At 47.1% G+C, this 22,912-nt stretch carries 20 protein-coding genes; 13 read left to right on the top strand and 7 right to left on the bottom strand.

Annotated features, from left to right (window positions below):
* The first annotated feature begins 27 nt into the window (after nucleotides 1-27).
* The 3 genes from D515_RS13640 to D515_RS13650 all read left to right on the top strand — a co-directional run bounded on the left by D515_RS13640 (nucleotide 28) and on the right by D515_RS13650 (nucleotide 2,897).
* On the top strand, nucleotides 28-1,272 hold the full coding sequence (locus tag D515_RS13640; protein ID WP_002539287.1) for a carboxynorspermidine synthase: 1,245 nt from the start codon (nucleotides 28-30) through the stop codon (nucleotides 1,270-1,272).
* A 65-nt stretch (nucleotides 1,273-1,337) separates the two neighbouring features.
* Nucleotides 1,338-2,471, top strand: coding sequence for a carboxynorspermidine decarboxylase (gene nspC, locus D515_RS13645; RefSeq protein ID WP_002539288.1), 1,134 nt, complete (start codon nucleotides 1,338-1,340; stop codon nucleotides 2,469-2,471).
* Between the two features lie 192 nt (nucleotides 2,472-2,663).
* Entirely contained in the window at nucleotides 2,664-2,897 is a 234-nt protein-coding gene (locus D515_RS13650; protein ID WP_002539289.1) for a hypothetical protein, read from the top strand.
* Here the strand turns inward: D515_RS13650 and D515_RS13655 are convergent, their stop codons facing one another.
* Nucleotides 2,898-3,602 (bottom strand): DNA alkylation repair protein, encoded by a 705-nt coding sequence (locus D515_RS13655; protein WP_002539291.1) that lies wholly within the window; start codon nucleotides 3,600-3,602, stop codon nucleotides 2,898-2,900.
* 637 nt (nucleotides 3,603-4,239) lie between these two features.
* Between D515_RS13655 and D515_RS13660 the strand changes: the two genes are divergently transcribed.
* The 7 genes from D515_RS13660 to D515_RS13690 all read left to right on the top strand — a co-directional run bounded on the left by D515_RS13660 (nucleotide 4,240) and on the right by D515_RS13690 (nucleotide 13,241).
* Nucleotides 4,240-6,033: a chitinase gene (locus tag D515_RS13660; protein WP_002539293.1), complete on the top strand. Its 1,794-nt coding sequence runs from the start codon at nucleotides 4,240-4,242 to the stop codon at nucleotides 6,031-6,033.
* A gap of 430 nt (nucleotides 6,034-6,463) precedes the next feature.
* On the top strand, nucleotides 6,464-7,924 hold the full coding sequence (locus D515_RS13665; protein WP_002539294.1) for a chitinase: 1,461 nt from the start codon (nucleotides 6,464-6,466) through the stop codon (nucleotides 7,922-7,924).
* Between the two features lie 345 nt (nucleotides 7,925-8,269).
* Nucleotides 8,270-9,313 carry a GMP reductase gene (locus D515_RS13670; RefSeq protein ID WP_002539296.1) on the top strand — a complete coding sequence of 348 codons (1,044 nt, stop codon included), beginning with the start codon at nucleotides 8,270-8,272 and terminating at the stop codon, nucleotides 9,311-9,313.
* A gap of 479 nt (nucleotides 9,314-9,792) precedes the next feature.
* Entirely contained in the window at nucleotides 9,793-10,512 is a 720-nt protein-coding gene (locus D515_RS13675; RefSeq protein ID WP_002539297.1) for a hypothetical protein, read from the top strand.
* On the top strand, nucleotides 10,490-11,473 hold the full coding sequence (locus D515_RS13680) for a ParB N-terminal domain-containing protein (RefSeq protein ID WP_039850103.1): 984 nt from the start codon (nucleotides 10,490-10,492) through the stop codon (nucleotides 11,471-11,473). Before D515_RS13675 ends, D515_RS13680 begins: the two co-directional genes overlap by 23 nt.
* Before the next feature lie 95 nt (nucleotides 11,474-11,568).
* Nucleotides 11,569-12,141, top strand: a complete 573-nt coding sequence (locus D515_RS13685) for a hypothetical protein (RefSeq protein ID WP_152442374.1) — start codon at nucleotides 11,569-11,571, stop codon at nucleotides 12,139-12,141.
* Nucleotides 12,142-12,521: 380 nt separating this feature from the next.
* Nucleotides 12,522-13,241 carry a hypothetical protein gene (locus tag D515_RS13690; RefSeq protein ID WP_002539302.1) on the top strand — a complete coding sequence of 240 codons (720 nt, stop codon included), beginning with the start codon at nucleotides 12,522-12,524 and terminating at the stop codon, nucleotides 13,239-13,241.
* 551 nt (nucleotides 13,242-13,792) lie between these two features.
* Here the strand turns inward: D515_RS13690 and D515_RS13695 are convergent.
* Nucleotides 13,793-14,041: a hypothetical protein gene (locus D515_RS13695; RefSeq protein WP_002539303.1), complete on the bottom strand. Its 249-nt coding sequence runs from the start codon at nucleotides 14,039-14,041 to the stop codon at nucleotides 13,793-13,795.
* Between the two features lie 14 nt (nucleotides 14,042-14,055).
* Nucleotides 14,056-14,928 carry a polyphosphate kinase 2 gene (gene ppk2 / locus D515_RS13700; RefSeq protein WP_002539305.1) on the bottom strand — a complete coding sequence of 291 codons (873 nt, stop codon included), beginning with the start codon at nucleotides 14,926-14,928 and terminating at the stop codon, nucleotides 14,056-14,058.
* A gap of 154 nt (nucleotides 14,929-15,082) precedes the next feature.
* Between ppk2 and D515_RS13705 the strand changes: the two genes are divergently transcribed.
* Complete coding sequence (locus D515_RS13705; protein WP_039850105.1) at nucleotides 15,083-15,970, top strand: LysR family transcriptional regulator; 888 nt, start codon at nucleotides 15,083-15,085, stop codon at nucleotides 15,968-15,970.
* Between the two features lie 43 nt (nucleotides 15,971-16,013).
* Here D515_RS13705 and D515_RS13710 read toward each other — a convergent pair whose 3' ends face one another.
* A complete protein-coding gene (locus D515_RS13710) occupies nucleotides 16,014-17,117 on the bottom strand; it encodes a calcium-binding protein (protein ID WP_083939905.1) in 1,104 nt (367 codons plus the stop codon).
* Nucleotides 17,118-17,352: 235 nt separating this feature from the next.
* Here D515_RS13710 and D515_RS13715 point away from each other — a divergent pair, with 235 nt between their 5' ends.
* A complete protein-coding gene (locus D515_RS13715) occupies nucleotides 17,353-18,117 on the top strand; it encodes a helix-turn-helix domain-containing protein (protein ID WP_002539311.1) in 765 nt (254 codons plus the stop codon).
* 120 nt (nucleotides 18,118-18,237) lie between these two features.
* Nucleotides 18,238-20,325, top strand: a complete 2,088-nt coding sequence (locus D515_RS13720) for a VIT and vWA domain-containing protein (RefSeq protein WP_002539312.1) — start codon at nucleotides 18,238-18,240, stop codon at nucleotides 20,323-20,325.
* 63 nt (nucleotides 20,326-20,388) lie between these two features.
* Here the strand turns inward: D515_RS13720 and D515_RS13725 are convergent, their stop codons facing one another.
* The 3 genes from D515_RS13725 to D515_RS13735 form a co-directional block, all read right to left on the bottom strand.
* On the bottom strand, nucleotides 20,389-21,129 hold the full coding sequence (locus tag D515_RS13725) for an SDR family NAD(P)-dependent oxidoreductase (protein ID WP_002539314.1): 741 nt from the start codon (nucleotides 21,127-21,129) through the stop codon (nucleotides 20,389-20,391).
* Between the two features lie 33 nt (nucleotides 21,130-21,162).
* Entirely contained in the window at nucleotides 21,163-21,852 is a 690-nt protein-coding gene (locus D515_RS13730) for a hypothetical protein (protein ID WP_002539315.1), read from the bottom strand.
* Nucleotides 21,853-22,034: 182 nt separating this feature from the next.
* Complete coding sequence (locus D515_RS13735) at nucleotides 22,035-22,685, bottom strand: response regulator (RefSeq protein WP_002539317.1); 651 nt, start codon at nucleotides 22,683-22,685, stop codon at nucleotides 22,035-22,037.
* Nucleotides 22,686-22,912 lie beyond the last annotated feature (227 nt).

Consider the following 22,912-nt stretch of genomic DNA (forward strand, 5'->3'; position numbering starts at 1 on the left):
CCAGCAGTTTTTTGAAAGGAATTTAACATGGCAGTTCTACAAATTGGTGCAGGTGGTGTTGGTTGGGTTGTTGCGCATAAAGCCGCGCAAAACAACGATGTATTCGGTGACTACACCATTGCATCCCGCACAGTAGGGAAGTGTGAAGCGATCATTGAGTCAATCAAAGGCCGCAACAACCAGAAAGATACCAGCCACAAGCTGGAAGCCCGTGCGGTTGACGCCGATGATGTGGAAGCGTTGGTTGCGCTAATCAACGACGTGAAACCGGATCTGGTGATTAACGCCGGTCCTCCATGGGTCAATATGACCATCATGGAAGCGTGCTACCAGACTAAAACGTCTTATCTCGACACCTCTGTTGCTGTTGACCTGTGTTCTGAAGGTCAGCAAGTGCCGCAAGCTTATGACTGGCAGTGGGGTTACCGCGAGAAATTCGAACAAGCAGGTATCACAGGTATTCTTGGGGCGGGCTTCGATCCGGGCGTAGTCAGTGTTTTTGCTGCATACGCTAACAAGCACCTGTTCGATGAAATCGACACTATCGACGTGATGGACGTGAATGCCGGTGACCACGGCAAAAAGTTCGCGACCAACTTCGACCCAGAAACCAACATGCTGGAAATCCAGGGTGACTCTTTCTACTGGGAAGACGGCGAGTGGAAACAAGTGGGTTGTCATACCCGTATGATGGAGTTTGATTTCCCGCTGGTCGGCAGCCACAAGGTTTACTCTATGGCGCATGATGAAGTGCGTTCACTGCAAGAGTTCATCCCAGCTAAGCGCATCGAATTCTGGATGGGCTTTGGCGACCGTTACCTGAACTACTTCAACTGCATGCGCGACATTGGCCTGCTGAGCCCAGACCCAGTCACTCTGGGTGATGGCACTGTAGTTGAGCCATTGAAAGTACTGAAAGCACTGCTGCCTGATCCAACATCTCTGGCGCCGGGTTACACAGGTAAAACCTGTATCGGTACTTGGGTTCAGGGTAAGAAAGACGGTAAGCAACGCAGTGTGTTCGTCTACAACAATGCTGACCATGAAGTGGCTTACAAAGATGTTGAACACCAAGCGATTGCTTACACCACAGGTGTTCCTGCTATCACTGCAGCTCTGCTTTACTTCAAAGGCGAGTGGAACGGTAAGGGCGTGTTCAACATGGAACAATTGAACCCGGACCCATTCCTGGAGCTGATGCCGTCAATTGGTCTGGATTGGGGCGTTGAAGAACTGTCGCCGAGCGAGCCAGTTATCAACATCCTGAAATAAGCGCGACTTAAGTGAATGCCTGCATGACAGTTTCTGTTGTGCAGGCTTTTCTGTAGAGAAAGACCATGAATCCAACAGAATTGAAAACCCCTTATTTTCTGATTGAAGAAGATAAGCTGATTGAAAACCTTGAGAAAGCGAAACGCCTGAAAGAGCTCTCTGGCGTCAAGCTGGTACTGGCACTGAAATGCTTCTCTACTTGGGGCGTGTTCGACATCATCAAACCTTACCTTGATGGCACCACCAGCAGTGGTCCTTTTGAGGTGAAATTGGGCTACGAAACCTTTGGTGGCGAAACCCATGCCTACAGCGTTGGTTACAGCGAAGATGACGTGCGTGAAGTCGCGGATATCTGCGACAAAATGATCTTCAACAGCCAATCTCAACTGACGGCGTATCGCCATTTGGTGGAAGGCAAAGCCTCGATTGGCCTTCGCTTGAACCCGGGTGTCAGCTACGCAGGTCAGGATCTCGCGAACCCAGCCCGTAAGTTCTCTCGCCTGGGTGTCCACTTCGATCAGATCGATCCTGAGATTTTTGCGTCACTCAATGGCGTGATGTTCCATATGAATTGTGAAAACAAGGATGTGGATGCGTTTGTCGGCCTGCTTGATGCCATTTCAGAGAAATTCGGCAGCTACCTCGATAAGCTTGAGTGGGTAAGCCTAGGTGGTGGTGTCTTCTTTACCTGGCCGGGTTACGATATCGAAAAACTGGCAGCTGCACTGAAAGCGTTCGGTGAACGCCATGGTGTGCAGCTTTACCTGGAACCGGGCGAAGCCATCATTACCAAAACGACAGACCTGGTTGTTACCGTGGTGGATATCGTCGAAAACGAGATGAAAACCGCGATTGTAGACAGTGCAACCGAGGCGCACAGATTGGACACGCTGATCTACAACGAGCCTGCTTCCATAGGTGAAGCAAGCGAGAATGGCGAGCACACATATGTGATTGGCAGCTGTTCTTGCTTGGCGGGCGATCAGTTCTGCGTGGCGAGTTTTGACGAACCACTGAAAGTCGGCCAACGTCTGCACATCTTAGACAGCGCAGGCTACACCATGGTGAAACTGAACTGGTTTAACGGCCTTCGTATGCCATCGGTTTATTGCCAACGCAGCAATGGCGACATCCAGCTCTTAAACGAGTTTGACTATCAGGATTTCAAACGCACGCTGTCGCAATGGTCAGTGAAGTGATTTTGCAATCACCCATATCGGGGAGCTTCGGCTCCCTTTTTTAATACTCGTTTCTTCTGATTTTATGAATCGTGTCAGAGTGTCAGCTTTTATTGCTTGGAAATTGCACTGAAACTGACTAATGATCCGACCATCACGCGGATTTATCGAAACACGCTGAGCTATTGGCGTGTTGGCTCAGGAGGAGCAAAAATGGACGCACTGCTATTTGTCATCATCATTGTTGCGCTGGTTGTTGGAACACGGACACTGAAAAGCTACTTTGCCTACCGGGCACAGGTGCGTGAATTCGAAGCGAACAAAGTCGAAGAGGGGTCAGGGGAGTTAGTCGCTGAAATTGATGCGCTTAAAAACCGCATTGAAGTACTTGAAAAGCTGGTGACTGATCAAGGGTACGAGCTGGACAAAAAGATCCGCGCACTTTAGTTACTTCATTGCCATGTAGTGTTGCCTTTCCTCCGCGGTCATTTTTTCAATGGCATAGCGCAGCATGGTTCTGGGCATAACAGAACCATGCTTATCCAAAAACGTGCGAAGCAAATGCAAATCTCTTTTCCCTAATTCCCGCAACATCCATCCGCACATTTTGTGTATCAAATCCTCTTTATCCTGCAGCAGCGTTTCCGCCAGCTTGATGGTGTCGTCAAACTGATTCAGCCGAATAAAAGGGAAGGTCGCCATCATGGCGATGCGCCTTTCCCAAAGGCTGTTTGACTCTGCCAGTGAATAGAGAATGTCGCGCTTTTTATCGACCAGATAGCCCCCTACAATATGGTGAGCAGAGCTGTCGACCAAATCCCAGTTATTGATTAGGCGAGTGCGGGAAAGGTAAAAATCAAAAATGACTTTTTGGAAGTCAGGATCCGCTTTTTTGAATTGCTCGGAAAGCATCACCAGCGCCAACAGTCTGATTTCATGCCATTCACTTTCAAGCAGTACGGAGATGGTTTTGAGTGAGGCAGCCATATGGCGTTTGGCTAATGCCCTGACAACCGGCACACGGATCCCGATGAACTTATCACCTTCCGCATATTCTCCCGGCCCGGATTTGAAAAATCGACCTGAGTGTTCAGCGATCTTTTCGTCACCAAGCTGTTTGGCTTCCTCAATGATTTGATGCGCGTCAGTCATGTCCTTCCCTCCAACAGGGACATTATAATGTCCAAAGCGCTAGCCTACTGATAAATTGGAAAATTTCGTCTGAAAAAGATGACATGGATTCAGTTTATGATTGCCCTCACCATACAGTGATTAACTTGCTTTACTTCAAAAAATAACCCTACAACGCACCATGAATTATCAAGATTTAGCCATGTAGCATCCAGTCTGACATTTCTCTGCTGGATACTTGTCGAGTCTTATCATGCTTGATGCATATAGTTGATGCGGCAGAAGAATTTCGCTTTCCGCAAACATGTTGCGGAGCGAGGAAATCGCTAAATACTCAGGGGCTGTTGACCTTTGGTGGTTAAATTTTGTTCTAGCTATAAGCGTTTTAGGCGCGGCGAGGTGTATGCCGCCTAGTCATTCTAAGTAAATACACATCAACAAAGCATAAAACGCTTATAGCTGAACCCTTCGGGCAGCGTTTGTGGGGACTTTCTGCTGCGTTATCGGCTTCTCATGTAGGCGAGCTACACATCGAAGCCTCTGCCTTGCATAAAACCCCCACAAACTGCTGCAAAAATCATCACCAAAGGTCAACAGCCCCTCAGAAGTAGAAGCGAAATAACCTGCCAACCAATTATTTTGATAAGGACTTTAGAAGATGAAACAGACCGCTTTTCTAAGCGCGATGATCGCTGCTACCGTTGCTGCGCCAAGTGCGATGGCAATGAACCCGCAGCCTGATCCGCAAAACCCAGAAGGTTATGTTGTCACCCGGGCAGAGGTGCAAGCCGCAGAGGCCACACAAACCCAAGATCCGATGTACACCATTTGGGCGCAGGCACTGCGCACACGCACCAACGACGTGGTGGAAGCGATTTTACCGGGCGCAGCCAGTAACCCTGAAAACGTCAAACGTGTCGAGCGTGTTTTCCCAGAATCTGATTGGGATTTCCTGACCCAAATGGCAGCACCTGAATATACCTATACCCGATTCCTGCGTGCGATTGGTAAGTTCCCTGCGTTCTGTGGTGAGTACACAGATGGCCGTGATTCTGATGCGATTTGTAAAAAATCGATTGTGACCGCCTTTGCGCACTTTGCTCAGGAAACTGGCGGCCACATAGCCAAAGACAATTACTGGGACAATCCACTTGGTCTCGAAGAGTGGCAACAGGCGCTGGTGCATGTGCGTGAAATGGGTTGGTCAGAAGGGCAGGCAGGCTACACAACGGGCTGCGGACAGAATGACTGGCAAAATAAGCGTTGGCCATGTGCGGCAGGGCAAGGCTATTTCGGCCGTGGTGCGAAGCAGCTTTCTTACCATTTTAACTACGGTGCATTTTCTGAAGTCATGTACGGTGGCGACGCAACCAAGCTGCTTAACGAGCCCGGTCTGGTGGCAGATTCCTGGCTGAACCTGGCTTCGGCAATTTGGTTCTTCCTCACGCCACAAGCCCCGAAACCAGCGATGCTGCATGTGATTGACCGAACCTGGGTACCTTCACAGCGAGAGTTGGATGCCGGTATTGGCTATGGCTTTGGTACCACGATTAACATCATCAACGGTGGTATTGAGTGTGGTGAACAGAACAAAGATAAAGGCCAGCCGGTTAACCGTATCCGTTACTGGGAAGGGCTAGCGAAACATTTCAATATTCCGATTGAAGCAGATGAAACCAACACCTGTTGGCAACAACTACCTTACGGAAGCCTGAACCTGCAAGGCGCAACTGATGTGCTTTACACCAACTGGGATGGTAACTGGAAATACTATGCTAATCGCCCGGGCGGTTATTCGTTCGAGTGTGAACTGGTAGGTTACCAAACCGCATACTCAGCGTTGGTAGAAGGCGACTACGAGAAATGTGTCAGCAACTTCTATGAATCCCATGCGGGTTGGCCTGTGGTTCGTGTTGTTGAAACCATTGATACCAATCCGGGAGATGGCTCAAACCCAGGGGATGGCTCAAATCCGGGTGATGGTGGTACTCCGTCGGATAACACCTGGGATGAAAAAGCCGTTTACCTAACTGGTGACCGCGTAACGATTAACGGCGTGACATACGAAGCCAAATACTGGAATCAGGGTGTGAACCCAGAAACAGCAGGTCAGTGGGGCGCTTGGAAAGTCGTTGCAGGTGATACGACTGGTGGTGGTACATCAACTAACCCAGACACGGGCACCAACCCAGATGCAGGGAGTGGCTCTGGTACAGACACAGGTGGTGATACCGGAACGGGTGGTGATGCAGGCACTGGCGGCGATACCGGCGGTTCAAATCCTGATACGGGCACCACGCCAGATCAGGGTGAAACCACTTGGAGTGCGAGCACAGTTTACTTTGGTGGGGATCAGGTGCTGGTTAACGGCGTCACCTACCAAGCGCGTTACTGGACACAGGGTGATGACCCAGCTTCCGGTGCGCAATGGGGACCTTGGAAAAAGATTTAAACGTACTCTGTAACCAAGCCGCGTCCAGCAGGACGCGGCTTGTCGATAAAAACTATCCTGTTTTAAATGACCTGCCTCGCAGAACAAACCTAATATTAATTGCCAAAAATTTAGTGCATTGTGTTGTGCTTTCTTGTTGATACAAGGTTCGTGGTCAAAAAATCAATGCACAACAAATGTACGCGTCTCACTTTTCGTCGGCGCACCATTCATTCTGACATTTCCGCCCTCAATAGTTGTCGTCTTGTGTATTCATGCATGCATATAGTCGTATTGTCCGCGCTATCAATAAAAGATCTCTAAATCGCCACGGGTTACAGCGAATCGCTGAGAAAATCAGCGCTGAACGGTAACGCGCAAAGAGCAAAAAAGCGCGAAGCAGGCACGTCATAAAGACGGTTGCAGAAAAAGTTTTGATAAGGAATTTAAGATGAAACGAACGGCTTTATTTACTGCCATGTTCGGCGCGAGCTTCTTCGCTCACAGCGCAGTGACCATGGACCCTGTACAAGACCCAAATAACGTGAACGGGTTTGTTGTTTCCCAGTCTGAAATCAAGGCTGCGGAAGATGCGTTAACGTTGGACCCAATGTACGACACCTGGTCACAGGCACTGCGTACTCAGCCAAACTCTGTGGTTGATGCAATTTTACCTGGAGCAGCAACCAACCCAGAAAACGTGAAGCGTGTAGAGCGCGTTTTCCCAGAAACGGACTGGAACTTCCTGACCCAAATGGCCGCACCGGAATACACTTACACCCGCTTCCTAAAAGCGATTGGTAAGTTCCCGGCTTTCTGTGGTGACTACACCGACGGTCGTGATGCAGATGCTATCTGTAAGAAATCTATCATCACCGCATTTGCGCACTTCGCGCAGGAAACTGGCGGCCATATTGCAAAAGACAACGTGTCTGACAACCCGCTGGCGCTTGAAGAATGGCAACAGGCTCTCGTGCATGTTCGCGAAATGGGCTGGGCAGAAGGGCAGGAAGGTTACACCACAGGTTGTGGTCAGGATGACTGGCAAAACCGTCGTTGGCCTTGTGCAACAGGTCAGGGATACTTTGGTCGTGGTGCAAAACAGCTTTCCTACCATTTTAACTACGGCATGTTCTCTGAAGTGATGTTTGACGGAGATGCCACGCGCCTGCTGAATGACCCAGCACTGGTGGCAGATTCTTGGTTGAACCTGGCTTCAGCAATTTGGTTCTTCCTCACGCCGCAAGCACCGAAACCAGCGATGCTGCACGTAATCGACCGTACCTGGAAACCTTCGCAACGTGAAATTGATGCAGGTATCGGTTACGGCTTTGGTACCACAATCAACATCATCAATGGTGGTATTGAGTGTGGCGAGCAAAACAAAACCAAAGGCCAGCCAGTTAACCGTATCCGTTACTGGGAAGGCTTGGCAGCGCACTACCAAATCCCTATTGAAGCTGACGAGAAAAACACCTGTTGGCAGCAAACGCCATTCGGCAGCCTGAACCTGCAAGGCGCTACCGATGTGCTTTACACCAACTGGGATGGTAACTGGAAATACTACCCGGATCGTCCAGGCGGCTTCTCGTTCGAGTGTGAGCTGGTGGGCTTCCAAACCGCGTACTCTGCGTTGGTACCGGGTGACTACGAGAAGTGTGTAACTAACTTCTATGGTTCACACGCTAACTGGCCAACCGTACGTGTTGTCGCTGATGCAGACAAGCCTTCTACCGGTACTCCGGGTGGCGGCGGTGAGCCAGTAGACCCGAATGCATGGGATGCAGGTAAGGTTTACAACACAGGCGATCGCGTGGTCGTTGGTGGTGTGACTTATGAAGCAGTTTACTGGACGCAAGGGGATGATCCACTGCTGAGTGAAGCGTGGGGACCTTGGAAAAAAGTACTGTAAGGACGAATAAGTCTTAAAAATCAGCCGCGTGTTTCGATAGGGAATGCGCGGTTTTTCTTTTTATATCAGTAAGATAGATTAAGAATCTGGCTTGATGCTAAAGAGGGGAAAAGCGGTTTTTTGAGGTTGTAATCTGTCAAAAGGTATCACAAAAAAATTATAAATATCAGACTTGCCTGAAAAATTTCTGTGCCTATAATGCTGAAAACCGGAGCGTCTGCCAACGCTCCGGTTTTTTTGTGCCTGCTTTCTGGTCACGTAATGAACAATCTGCCAATTGATTCATACGTGGGAAAGCAATCTGTCCGAAAGGGCACATTGTCTAAATGATGTAAGGAAAGACAAATGCGTATCGAACAAGACTTGAAGTTGGGTTTCAAAGATGTACTGTTTCGCCCGAAACGTTCTACCCTAAAAAGCCGTTCTCAAGTTGAATTAACCCGCGAGTTTACCTTCAAGCACAGTGGCCGTCAATGGTCTGGTGTTCCTGTTATCGCTGCAAACATGGACTCTGTAGGTTCATTTGATATGGCGAAAGCTCTGGCTGAACACGGCTGTATGACAGCGGTTCACAAACACTACACGGTTGAAGACTGGGCGGCGTTTGTCGCTGGTGCAGATGCGAAAGTGCTGAACAATGTGATGGTATCTACCGGTACGTCTGAAGCCGACTTCGTAAAAACCCAGGAAATCATGGCGCTGTCAGATGAGCTGATTTTCATCTGTATCGACATCGCTAACGGATACTCTGAGCACCTGGTTGAGTACGTTGAGAAAGTGCGTGCTGAGTTCCCAGACAAAGTGATCAGCGCAGGTAACGTAGTGACCGGTGACATGGTTGAAGAGCTTATCCTTGCTGGTGCAGATATCGTGAAAGTAGGTATCGGCCCTGGTTCTGTGTGCACGACCCGAGTGAAAACCGGTGTAGGTTACCCACAACTGTCGGCCATCATTGAGTGTGCGGATGCAGCGCACGGTCTTGGCGGCCGTATCGTCGGTGACGGCGGTTGTGCCTGTGCTGGTGACGTTGCAAAAGCGTTCGGCGGCGGTGCAGATTTCGTGATGCTGGGCGGTATGCTGGCAGGCCACGAAGAAAGCGGCGGCGAAGTGATTGAACAAGACGGTAAGTCGTTCATGAAGTTCTACGGCATGTCTTCACAATCAGCGATGGACAAGCACTCTGGCGGCGTGGCTAAGTACCGTGCAGCAGAAGGTAAGACTGTTATGCTTCCTTTCCGTGGTTCAGTTCACAACACCATTGCAGATATTCTGGGTGGCGTGCGTTCAACCTGTACTTACGTAGGTGCGGCGCAACTGAAAGAACTGACTAAGCGCACGACTTTCATCCGCGTGCAGGAACAAGAAAACAACGTATTCGGTAAAGAGTAAGTTGTTCGCATAGCGAAACCGCTAAAACAATCGTAATTTGAAAACGCCTCTTTTTGAGCCGCGCCTTCGAATGAAAGGCAAGCCAAAAGAGGCGTTTTTGTATTTTGGAGTTGATGCTGGTTTGGATTGACTCCTTTTCGTGCTAGGCCGAGCTGCTCTAGCTCGTTCTTGCCCCAAAGTGAGCCAGCATCATTTTTGATGAGTTGTTTAAAAGCCTCCTATTCACCCTACTTTTTGTAATCCGAAATATACTTTTCCACTGTTGATACACACAGTAAATGCAAAGGTGTCGTATAATACCTATGTAGCCCCATTTTAGGGTGTTTTCACAAGGCCATTTTTAGCACCGCGAGAAAGGGATTTTAAAACATAGGGAAAGCTACTTTAAAAATACAGTGGCTTGTTATTGTTGGACACAATGGGGTGTTTAAGTACACCACTTTGGTGTCCAATACACTGTTAGGCTCCAGGATTTAACCTTGTACGATAACAAAAATAAATATGCTGAACTCAATGACCTAATTAATCAGTTAACATGGTCGCAATCGTGCGGTGAACAATATTGCTGGGGAAATATTGTTATTGATACTGGCAATTCTCAGCAGCGTCAGGCAATTAATGAATCGTTAGATTACTTGTCCAAAAATATGCCGGAGATTGCTAGCTTTATAGGAAAAAATGTAAAGAATATTGTTCTGTTGAACTCAGAGTCAGGTGAGTATCATGGATTTTCTAGAGGTGATGAGTTTCAAACCATATTTCTTTACAATGTGGAAAGTTTATCTTCAGATCCTCATATTTTATCGGCCGGGATCATTCATGAATCAATCCACCAAGAAATCTTCAGGATAGAGAATAGTGTTAGCTATTTTTTATCAGAAGCTCTATTGGGTAATGAATATAAAGTTAATTCACCATGGACAGGAAATGAAATTCATATAAATAGCTTTGTTCACGCAGCTCATGTCTGGTTTGGTCTATATCATTATTGGGATAAGTATTTATTTGTAAAACCGGACCCATACGATAACTCTTTAGCGCAACAACAACGTTCTAAGTTATTGCAGGGTTTTGACAATGACCAATATGGTGAAATCAATCTATTTCTAAAAAACAACAACCAACATAGAGCTATGTATTCAATCTTGAAACTAAAAAAAATCATGGGAGATAAAAATGAAAAAAACAGAAATGATTAGGCTTGAGGACCTAGTTCCTCATGAGTCTTCAGCGACCCAAGAAAGGATTAAAAAAATTGGCGTCAAATGGAGCGAGCCAATAGTAGTTAAACCAATTCCAAACACGAATAAGTACGCAATATACCAAGGGCATAACCGAGCAAAAATCGCACAACAGTCAGGGGTTTCCGATATTGAGGCGATAGTTGGAACTCCAGATCATCTAAGAAGAAATATTGATATATATTCAATGCGAATCAAAAAAAATCCACAAAGCCCATTAAGTGGATTGGCTATATCAGCTGATGATCTAGGCCGAAAAAACCTTTTTTATCAAGAGGCGGATAATTTCTCAAAAGCTCCAATATTAAATACTCACCGGGGTACCATCATTAAGGTTGATATTTATGTGAAATTTGATGATGAAATAAAAGTATTTAAATCTCTCCCTCAGAAAGGTGGCTTTGGAGGGTTAATATTCGACCCCACTATTATAAACGCCATATTCCAGACTGAATATGTAAACCAGTCCAAGGTGGCTGAAGTTTGGGGGGATGAAAGTATCCTAGACGATAGGGTTTTACCCGCTTATATAGAGTTAGGTAAAAACGGGGACGAATGCAGAGGAGGAGGATTTGCGTACGACGTCTCATTCAGAGTCGAAGAGGGTGACAACTTTGTATGTCCAAAAGTAACAGCTAGGCCTACCGTTGTAGATGTACATACCCATGTTATTTATCCTGATGGAAACTATTGGACTGGAAGTGTTTTCAATGAAATAGAAAACACTTCCGCTATTATTTGGTCAGATAAGTTAGCGAAAGGCTTTTTAGACAAAGACAAAGCGAATGAGTTTTTCGGTAAGGATTGGTGGAACACTCCTTCATCTCTACTTTTCTCTCGAAATGGGATGAAATCTGGCTGCTTACATGTACATCATTCTTGTGGAAGTACTTGCCATGGAGGCGGGTGTTTAGTGTAAGCCTAACAAGTGGCTGTTGTCGGACGAGCCTGTGCTACGCTCAGGCTCGCCGCAAAGCCAAGCGTTATAAATATTAATCGGTTAAGGCATTGAATTTGAAGTTTAAAGTATTGTTAGCATTATGTTTTCTGGTTCTTGTTGCTCCAATCGTATTTTACATTTATCAATTTGGTTTTGGATTATGGAGTGAACATTCTGATTGGGCTTCAATGGGGAGCGCATTGGGAGGTCTATATACTCCAATTCTTGCACTATTGACTCTGGCCGTCTTAGTGAAACAGTTACAAATTCAGGCGCAATCTCGTGACTATGAACAAAGAGAAACCTCTCGAAAGTTGGTTTTTGATATGGTTGAAAAATTCGCACAAAAAGTAGAAGAGCGTTTAGATGATGAGCTGAGATATAATTTATATGTGCTGTCTGAAATGCCCAAAGCGCATCCTGATTCTGATGCTCTTAAGTCTGGTTTGATGGATATTTTTACCCTATGGACATCTATCCGAGCCTATACTAAAAATTATTCAAAACGAGAACCTCAACTTAGCGTTGATCTGTTGGCTATTCCCGTTCTCCATCTTGATTTTCGAGTTTGTTATGATCTAGAAAAGGCATACATTACCCATATATCTGAGTTTGCCGACGAAGTCGCCTTTTACCAATTTGATTGATGTGCTGGGGCCATATTTATAACACATATGAGCCCTTCTCCGGTCAACAGGCAATATCATTCTTTTGGCTGCGCCAGCAGCCAATGCTCTCGAGCTAAGCCATCTAATTCGCCTTCCCCAATCTGAAGTTATCCGAAATAAACGATTTAGAGCACCACCCTTAACACATTTCTGTCGAGACTTGTGTCAGGCCGATCTATTCTGATACATTGATGCCCTTCTTGCGTTTCAGAAAGCAAACTCCATCAGTCTCACTTCAAGAGCTTTGAGTAAGTTCTACAATTGAGCATGCGAATATGTATAGTTAAATACGATGGACAGCTAAAAATCCACATGTGCCAGAAATATCAAGTTGGTTTTTTATTTTAAGGAAATATTCAATGGCTAATTTTGAAGTTGAGAAGCCATTTCTCCCAGTATACATAGATGCGGTTTTAAGTTTAAAGGCAGCTTCAGAAACCGAAGATAATGAAATACGACGGATTTTAGTAAAGTCGGCTATAATACATTGTTCATTTGCAGTAGAAGCACTTGCAAACAATGCAATTCAGTTCTTGAACTTTTCCAAACACCTTTCAAACTCAATCGATAAACTTGACCCCATCGCAAAACTAGAGCTCTTTTCTCTTCAAATTCGCAAAAAAGAATTTGAAAGGGGGGATAAAGCATTTCAAGTTCTTTCTGCACTGATTTCTGTTAGGAACTCATATGTACATCCAAAGATAAGGCGTAGAACAGTTAGCTTGCCTGATGGGGAGGAAATTAACGAGTTACAAGAATTCTGTCTTGATGAGAACTCTGATACTACCAATGATATTTTGCGCCTATCACGCAACCCAGAAAGCTGGCGTTACGAGGATGCACTTCGGTGCATACGCCTTTTAACTGAATCGTTTGACTACATTTTGATTAGGGTTGTTGAGCTCGAAAAGAACTCATTGATGTGTATGTTCTATAACCATTTAACCATTAATGACATATCTGGCATAGTAATTCCAGAAAATGACAAATGGTTAAATTGGCTCAGTGAAAAAGAGAATGTAGTACCTGATTTTTACATGAACCATATTAAAGTAAGGGCTGATAAGTTAAGGTTCTGAGTGATTTTACTTCAGTAAATTAAAATATATAAATAAAAAAGCCCAATTTCTAAATTGGGCTGAATATATTTAGTTTGGAGTAGAGCGGTAATGCTCCCTAACTTTTGTTCCATCTGAACGAATGTGCGCTGGAACATGGACTTTCTTTTTACCTTTTTGCGTCTTGGCCATTTTCAACCTTCTTGATACAAAATAGCAGTCCGTTTTGCTTTTTCGCCTAGGGCTCCATGGCTGAATCACAATATATAGACAAATGCTCACAAGAAAACACCACATGTAGCCTTGCGGGCTTTTGCATTGTAAAAGTGCGATAGAGTTTGCAATTACATGAGTTTTCACTAGCTTAACTTATCCAAAGCAGGCTGTTATTGGGGCGATTCCTAACTCACTTCTGTCCAAAAACGCACCAGAGCTAAAAGGCAAACCCAGAAAGTTCAAAGCCAAAAATTTGTCGAAGAGTCCAAAACCAAAAGCGCCACTTCGGATGAAGTGGCGTTTTGCTTTGAAGTTGGCGTTAGCCTTTTTTCTTTTTGCTGATCTTCTTAGCTTTCTTAATCGCGGATTTTTTTGAAGCCTGCTTTTGGGCAACTTCCAGCGATTGGGCGGCTTTTAAAGCCTTTTTCGCCTCTTTCAGTTTTTTTCCCAGTTCTGCTTTCACTTTTTTCCGCTGCGTGAAGTTTTTCTACCGCGTGTTTCACCGCGGCTTGTGCGGCAGAGGTCGTTTCTGATGCCTGTTTGGCTTCTTCTGAGCATTGCTGAACCTTGAGCTTTAATTTGGCGACACTGACTTTCTTACTCATCTTTATTCCTTTTCTTAAGGCGCTTTAACAATTTGTGAATCCAAACGATTCACGACATCCATATCTTTGCCGGGGTAATCGAGCTGGCTGAGGAAATGACGCATACAGTTGAGGCGTCCGCGTTTCTTGTCATCGGAAAGAACCACTGTCCATGGAGCGTCTTTGGTGTGGGTATGGAACATCATGGTGTCTTTGGCTTTGCTGTAGTCATCCCACTTGGAGAGTGAGGCCAAATCGACTGGGCTTAATTTCCACTGCTTAAGTGGATCGTTTTTGCGTGATTTGAATCGGCGGAACTGTTCTTCCTGACTCACGGAGAACCAATACTTGAATAGCTTGATACCACTGTTGGTGAGCATGCGCTCTAGCTCCGGAGCCTGTCGTAGAAATTCGAGGTACTCGTTGTCGTCACAAAACCCCATCACCTTTTCAACGCCTGCTCGGTTGTACCAGGAGCGGTCAAACAAGATGATTTCGCCCTTGGTTGGGAGGTGTTTGATGTAGCGTTGGAAGTACCATTGGTTGCGTTCTCGGGCATTGGGTTTTTCCAATGCAATTACATGCGCCCCTCGGGGGTTGAGGTGTTCCATAAAACGTTTGATGGTGCCGCCTTTGCCCGCTGCGTCACGGCCTTCAAACACAATGACAATGCGCTGGTTGGTGTCTTTTACCCAACCCTGCATTTTCAGCAGCTCTATCTGAAGTTCATGCTTGTTTTTCTCATACTCCACCACGTTCATTTTTTTGCTGTAGGGGTATTTGCCGTCGGCATTCCATGCAAGGTTTTTCATTTTCTTATTCAGGTCGTATTGGAAAGAGTGGTTGTTATTCACTTCGATACCGGGGCTGGCATGATGGGTTTGAGGCACGTTTTGATGCTGCGTCATATTTTCCACTCCTTCTTGGGTTTGTCGCTGAAATAACCAGCAACTCCTTTTGTCTATATATTGAGAAATATGTCAGTTAGGTTAATTATGCATGACGGCTTGGTGTAAATTAAATGTTATTAATCTATGACATTAATAACTAAAAATTATTGCCATGAATTTAACCCAGTTGAAACTTTTCAATGAATTAGCGCGGGAGTTGAGCTTTGTGAAAGTGGCGAAGCTCAATCACATCAGTCAGCCTGCCGTCAGTGTGCATATCAAGAAACTGGAGCATGCGCTTGGCCAGCAGTTGCTTTCACGTACCTCGCAAACCACGCAGTTGACGCCGGAAGGCTTGCTGATTCTGGAAGACGTGAAAGAGATCCTGCGGCTGTGCGAGAACATCAAGGTTCGGTCTAATTATCATCAAGGCGTGATGGAAGGACATGTTCGTGTGGCGGCAATACACAGTGTGGGTATGTACGAATTGGGGGATTTCCTCGCTTCATTTATGAAGGCGTTTCCCAATATTCGGGTACACCTTGAATATCGACACAGTGAAGAAATATATGAAGATATTCAAAAAGAAAAAATCGATGTCGGCATTGTTGCCTATCCGCAAAATAGACCCACCATCGAGGCAATTCCTTTTTCTGAAGATCAATTGGTTTTAATTACCGGAAATAAACACCGACTCTCCCATAAAAAGTCCATTTCTTTATCCCAACTTGAGCAAGAGCCTTTTATTGCCTTTGGGGAAGGCATCCCGACCCGGGTGGCGATAGATGCGTTGTTAGGGAATAACAAGGTCAATGTGGATATTCGCATGACACACAACAATATCTACACGCTGAAAAAAGCCGTTGAAGCAGAAGTTGGCGTGGCGATTGTGCCATCGGCAACGGTTGGTGAGGAAGTGGAAAGAGGCTCGTTGAAACGCATCAAGTTAAATGTGGAAGACACAAGGCGTCCGATCTCTGTGATCCGGTTAGCGGGAAGAAAGGGAAGCGCGCCTGTTAACCTGTTTGTTGAACGGCTTTTGGCCTTTTCGAGAGGATAAAAAAAGCCGCATGATGCGGCTTTCTTAGGCGTTTTTGACACAGTTAGATGGTGGTGAAATCGAACATGTCTACGGTGACATGATTCGCATCAAACTGCTTCAGTGTGATGACGGTGTTATCGCCATCGAAGGTGATCACTGTGGATGCACCGACCTGTTCCGTATTGATTTGACTGAAGCGTGTGACCAGAGAACTGTCGATCTCAATGGTGTCCTGGAAGCGGTTGAAGTCCTGAATGGTGTCGTGACCGTCATTATTGCGGAAGACGAAGACATCCTTGCCCAAGCCACCAATCAGGTAATCATCACCATTGTGACCCATGATACGGTCGTTACCATCTTGCCCAGCGAGTTTATCGTGACCAAGACCGCCCATTAGGATGTCATGCCCAGCCCCCGCCCAGATGGTGTCGTTACCGTCGTTGCCACCTAAATAGTCATTGCCGTTCTGACCGCGAATGATATCGTCACCAGTGCCACCTTTAATGTTATCAGCACCTTCACCACCATCAATTTCGTCATTATCAGCGCCACCATCAATGATGTCGTCGCCAGTGCCACCGAAGATACGGTCATCGCCCAGGCTTCCGCGCAGGGTGTCGTTACCTTCACCGCCGATAATCCAGTCGTTACCGCGCGCTCCACCAAAGTTATCGTCACCGGCACCACCGTGGAAGTAGTCATCACCCCAACCACCGTCGCCGTAATCGTTACCATAACCACCTTGGATGTAGTCGTTGCCGTCACCACCCCAGATGCCATCGTCACCATCACCACCAGCCAGTAAGTCGTTGCCTGCGCCTGCCCATTGGGTGTCGTTGCCGCTGTCGCCCCAGAGTTGGTCATCACCTTCTCCGCCGCGTTGAAGGTCGTGGCCGTCACCCCCCCAAAGGACGTCGTTCCCTGTGCCGCCGTTGAGTTCATCGTCACCCGCGTCACCGAACAGAATGTCGTTGTCTGCACCGCCATAAAGCACATCATTGCTATCACCACCGAACAGGCGGTCATCACCGTTTTCACCGTGCAAGATATCGCTGCCTTCCTGACCATAAAGGAAATCGTTCCCGTTACCGCCATACAGCACATCATCACCTTCGTTGCCTTCTAAACGGTCATTCCCTTCTTCACCGTAGAGAAAGAAGGGGATCTGGGTTGGCGCTTTTCAAGGTTACGCAGTTTCTTCTTTGTTCGGCAATAGAAGCGGCTCAGGCAAAAACAGTAAGGATGAAATTAGTATGAAAATTAGAGAATCTTAAAGTTGCATATGCTTATATACAGAAAATCTTCTCTTTTATGGGAATTTCTTTGCACCTCCAAGCGGACATGCGCTTGGCTTTTATCTTGAATGCGCTTAACGTTGTTGAGTCATCAAGGAGGAAACAATGTCAGAGTGTGAGCAGGTCATTCAAGCGCTTAAAAAACAATTAAAATCACGGGGTGTGAACTATCAGGATGTCGCCAAAGCGCTCGGTCTGAGTGAAGGGTCAGTAAAACGGCTTTTTGCCAACGGCGGCAGCATGAGTCTTGAGCGTTTGTCTGCGGTGTGTAATTTAATTGATTTAGAAATGACCGCGCTATTTAAGCTCGCTGAAGAGGAAAGCCAGAACCTTTCTTCGCTGACTTGGGAACAGGAAGAGCAGTTAGTGGCGGACAAAGCTCTGTTACTGGTGGCTGTTTGTATTACCAATGGGTACCGTTTCGAGCAGATCTTGAGCCAATACAACCTGAACGAACCTCAGTTGATCCAAAAGCTGGCGCACCTTGATCGCATCAAGGTGATTGAGCTGATGCCGGGAAATCGCATCAAGCTTAAAATATCTCCCTCCTTCTCTTGGATTGCGGGCGGTCCAATTCAACAATTCTTCCAGCAACAGGTGATTAAAACCTTTTTCCGCACTCACTTTTCCAAAGATGATGAAAAGCTGGTGATGTCGACCGGGTTGATGTCTCTGCCGACCAATTACAAATTTCAGCAGCGCATTCAGCGTTTGGTGAAAGAGTTCTATGAGTCGTGCAACAGCGACAGTGATTTATCTATGCAGGAACGCCATGGTACTTCCATGGTGATTGCGATGCGCCGATGGACATTTCCGCTTTTCGATGAATATGAAAACGAAGACGGTTCAGGAAAAAGTAGCGCGGGGTAATACCCCACGTACCACAATCTGCCACTTTGCCTGCCATGCTTGGTGGCACCGATGCCTTCATGCAACCTACTGAGCAACGGGAGAACGACTCTCCGATGACAGAAGGTAAAGGAGGCTATCATGCTGAACCGACCGAAACTAATTTCACGCATTGCCGTCTGGGGCATGTTTGTTGTCACCGCGCTCGTCGCAGCGTTTTCATCAAAGGTGTTGGCTGCAGGGCTACTTAAACCCGTCAACAGCCAATACCAAGATCTCCAAATTGAATCCCACCATGTTGATGTTGCCATTCAGGATGGCTATGCCACCACCTCGATAGAACAGACGTTCTACAACCCAAACAATGTTGAGCTGGAAGCCCTGTATTCCTTTCCTGTGCCGCAAAAGGCGGTAGTTGGGGAATTTATCTATTGGATTAACGGTTCGCCGGTGATTGCAGAAGCGGTCTCTAAAGAGAAAGCCCGCAAGATTTACGATGACCAAAAAGCGCAGGGCAATGCCACGGCACTGACAGAAAAAGACGAATACAGAACCTTTGATATGAGGGTGTACCCGGTGCAGCCTCAGCAGAGCGTAAAAGTGAAGCTGGTATATATGCAGGACGCATTGTTGGATCACGGTATCGGGCGCTATGTTTATCCGTTGGAAGAAGGGGGTGTGGATGAAGCCAAAAGCAGCTTTTGGACGCGCAATGACAAAGTGGAGCAGGACTTTTCGTTCAATGTGACACTGCGTTCGTCATATCCTGTTGATGGTGTCCGGTTGCCAGCGCATCCGTCAGCGGTGATCATGCAAGAAGCGGATGGTGAACACACTACGTGGAAGGCAAATATCAGCAATCATATTGCCAATTCGGTGCAAGAAGGGGAGACACAGCAAGCGGTAAATACTTCAATGCGACTGGATCAGGATATGGTTTTCTACTGGCGCTTGCAGGATGGTTTACCCGGCCGTGTTGATATGGTGGCCTACCGCGACCCAGAAAACTCGAAACGCGGTACTGTGAAGCTGACATTCACGCCAGGTGACGACCTGACCCGCGTAACGCAAGGACGTGATTGGGTGTTCGTTCTGGATAAGTCAGGTTCCATGTCCGGCAAGTATTCCACACTGGTGGAAGGTGTCCGCCAGGGATTAGGGAAGTTGCCGTCTGAAGACAGGTTCCGCGTCGTGATGTTTGACAGTAATACCTATGATCTCACCGGCGGCTTTGTGGCGGCTAACCCTGCGAATGTGAGCAAAGCACTGCAGTCCGTTGAGCAGGTTGAACCAAGTAATGGCACCAATCTCTATGAAGGCATGTCGGCTGCAATCCGTAAACTGGACGACGATCGTCCGACCGGGATCGTATTGGTCACCGACGGGGTAGCCAATGTAGGTGTGACCGAAAAGCGCCGCTTCTTCGATTTGATGGAGAAGCACGATGTGCGACTGTTTACCTTCATCATGGGCAATAGTGCCAACACGCCGCTGCTGGTGCCGATGACCAAGTTGTCGAACGGCGTGGCAACGTCAGTATCTAACGCGGATGACATTATTGGCCACTTGATGAACATCACTAGTAAGTTAACGCATCAGGCGTATCGAAACATCCAACTCGATATTGACGGAGTGAAAATCAAAGACCTGACGCCGGAGCAAATCAGCAGCCTGTATCGCGGGGAACAACTGACCGTATTCGGACATTACTTCAAAGGCGGTGAAGCTGATATCAAGCTCACCATGGATATTGCGGGTGAGTCCCGTGAATACCGCACCAAAGTGATGTTGCCTGATTCTGCAACTGTGCATCCTGAGCTTGAGAGAATGTGGGCGTTTTCAGCGATTCGCGACTTGCAGGAGCAAATGGATTATCTGGAGCAAAAAGACGGCGACAAAGAGCAGGCTATCGAAGACATCGCACTGGAATATGGTTTGCTGACTGATTACACCTCGCTGCTGGTCGTGGAAGAAGAGGTCTTCCAACAACTGGGCATAGAACGTAAGAATCAGACGCGGGTCCTCAAAGAGCAAAGTGCCCGTGAGGTGAAAAAGAATAAACCCGTCGAACCAACCCGAGCTGATAACAATCAGCCAATGTTTACCCAACCGGCACCGACCCATTCCGGCGGTGGCAGCAGTGGCGGTAGTATGAACATCCTGGTCTTGTTGAGCATGGTTCTGTTAGGTGTCGGCCGTTTGGTGATGGTAAGAAAAACGAGCCAATAAAAGCGGAACTAATGAAACGAAAAGAGGCTGCAGATGCAGCCTCTTTGTTTTGTTCTTTGAGGTTTAAGTCAGGCTCAATCCGCCGTCGATAACCAGAGTGTGTCCCACAATGTATTTCGCTTTGTCTGAACTTAGCCAGATGATCGCATCGGCAATTTCTTGAGGTTCGGCAAAGCGTTGGCATGGCACCTGACTCTCGACTGTCTCTTTTAAAGAGGTTCCCATTTCTTGCTGCTTTTGCTCCCAGCGAGGCGTCCAGGTGACGCCCGGCGCGACACTGTTGACGCGAATCCCTTTGCGGATTGCCTCCACCGCGACAGAACGTGTCATCCCTTCAAGGCCATGCTTGGTGCCGGAATACATGGCGGCATTTGGCGTCGGGCGAATGCCGTTCACTGAACTGACATTGATGATGCAGGCACCTTCCCGCATCAGAGGAAGTTCGTAACGCAAGCAAAGCGCAGGCACCCAATAATCGCTGATCATGGTGCTGTAGAGTGAATCAATCGGCAGACTGGCATAGTCTCCACGCGATTCAATCACTGGAGAGGCGTTGTTAACAGCGATATCAATATGGCCATAGTTCTCGCGAATGTAGCTGAAAAACCGGTCAACTTGGTGAACGTCTTTTAAATCTAAAGGTAGGTAATCGACCGCAGAGAGTTCCGGATACTTTGCCAGTGCCTGATTCCATTTTTCTTCGTTTCTGGAACAGGTAATAACCTTGTAGCCCGACTGATGGTAGGAAAGAACTGTTTGAAGACCAATACCGCTGCTGCCGCCAGTGACGAGGACTATTTTCATGCGCGCTCCGGTTCCTGCGTGGGTGTTGCCTGGCTAGCGGTGCGTGAAAATATCGTCCACCATTATCCGCTGTGTGGTGCGAACATGTTTTTCCGCTTCATGTTCTTCATGGAACTGCTGTTCGCCAAGCATGATGAGAATGTCAAAGAAATACCGTACGCTACCTCTTTGATTATTCATTGTTTTAAGCATAGCATCGCTAAAAATATCTGGCGCTGTATGGGTCAAATCCGAGGCGATTTTTCCGATCTGTTGGCAACAATAAACCGTTCTTGTGCGGTCTGCCGTGTGCGCGTAACTGACGCACAATGACCACTCTTCACTGCGTAATGCATCCCAAATGCCATTGGCGACCTCAAGGCGGTCATTGATAGGGGTATTCGCTAGCGACCGCAGGTAAAACTGACGTTTCTTCCTCTTCATTTTCTTCATGACCCGATCCGACGTGACATACGCCTTCGTCAGTACCGGCATTGAAATCATATAGATAAACAGGGTGCCAATCAGGGTTGCGATGAAGAATACGTCGGTGGTGAGACCGAAGTAGTAACAGGAAAGGGTCGTGATCACCGCAAACAACATAAAAGCCGTAGAGATCATAAGTCTCGCGTACCATTTTGCGGTGGTGACATAACTTGGCGCTTGTTGATTAAGAGACTGAAACGACACCCCTTCGAAACCGAGTTTGGGATATTCAGGGATAGGGAATTGTTCTTGGTCCATTAACAACCCTCCATCATTCAGTTCAATAAGTTTCTATAGATTACTTTTTTCGGCAGGAAATTCGTTAGCTTTAGTCAAAAAGTGAGAGGAAAAACCATCAAAGAATCCGCGCGTTATTAGCAACTGGCACGGATATTTTGAGTGCCTATTCCAAGAGTTGCTTGGATTGGCTTCCTGAATGATTAATGCTCGGTTTCTCCTTTGACCCAGCCTTGCTCGATAGCGTATTTCACTAGGCCTGCCGTTGAGGTTACGCCCAGCTTTTTCTTCACCCGCAGTCGGTGGGTTTCTACAGTGCGCACGCTGATGTTTAATTCTCGGGCGATGGTTTTATTGCAAGCGCCATTGGCGATGAGCACCAACACATCTTTTTCCCGTGGGGTAGGGACGTTGTCTTCGTGTTCTCTGTTTTCCATTTGGCTCATGCTTTCCATGAGCGTTTCAGAAACGCCTGCACTGAAGTAAGAGCCGCCGCCAGCAATGATGTCGAGCGCCTGTACCAGCTCTTGTGATGAGACATCTTTCAGGACATAACCTTTAGCGCCGCCACGCATGGCAGAGACAATGTACTCTTTGTTATTGTGCATGCTGAGGATCACAACCTTGATTTCCGGTGCTTTCTCCCGCAATTCACTTAAGACTTCAAGACCTGTTTTCTTTGGCATGGAGATATCGGTGAGCAGGATGTCCGGTCTTAATGCCAAAGATTGCTCGATAGCGGATTCACCATCACTTGCGGCACCAATAATGGTGAACTGGGGCTGCTTGGATAAGCGCTCCATCAATCCGTCCTGCAGCAGGACATGATCGTCGGCAAGTAATAACGTGGTCATGAGTTTCTCCTTGTGACTCTTAGGGGCTGTTGGCCTTTTGTGGTTAAATTTTGTTCTAGCCATAAGCGTTTTAGGCGCGGCGAGGTGTGTGCCGCCTAGTTATTCTAAGCAAATACACCTCAACAAAGCATAAAACGCTTAAGGCAGAACCCTTCGGGCAGCGTTTGTGGGGAATTTTTGCTGCGTTATCGGCTTCTCATGTAGGCGAGCTACACATCGAAGCCTCT

Source organism: Grimontia indica, assembly GCF_000333895.2.
In the GTDB taxonomy this organism is placed as follows: Bacteria; Pseudomonadota; Gammaproteobacteria; order Enterobacterales; family Vibrionaceae; genus Enterovibrio; species Enterovibrio indicus.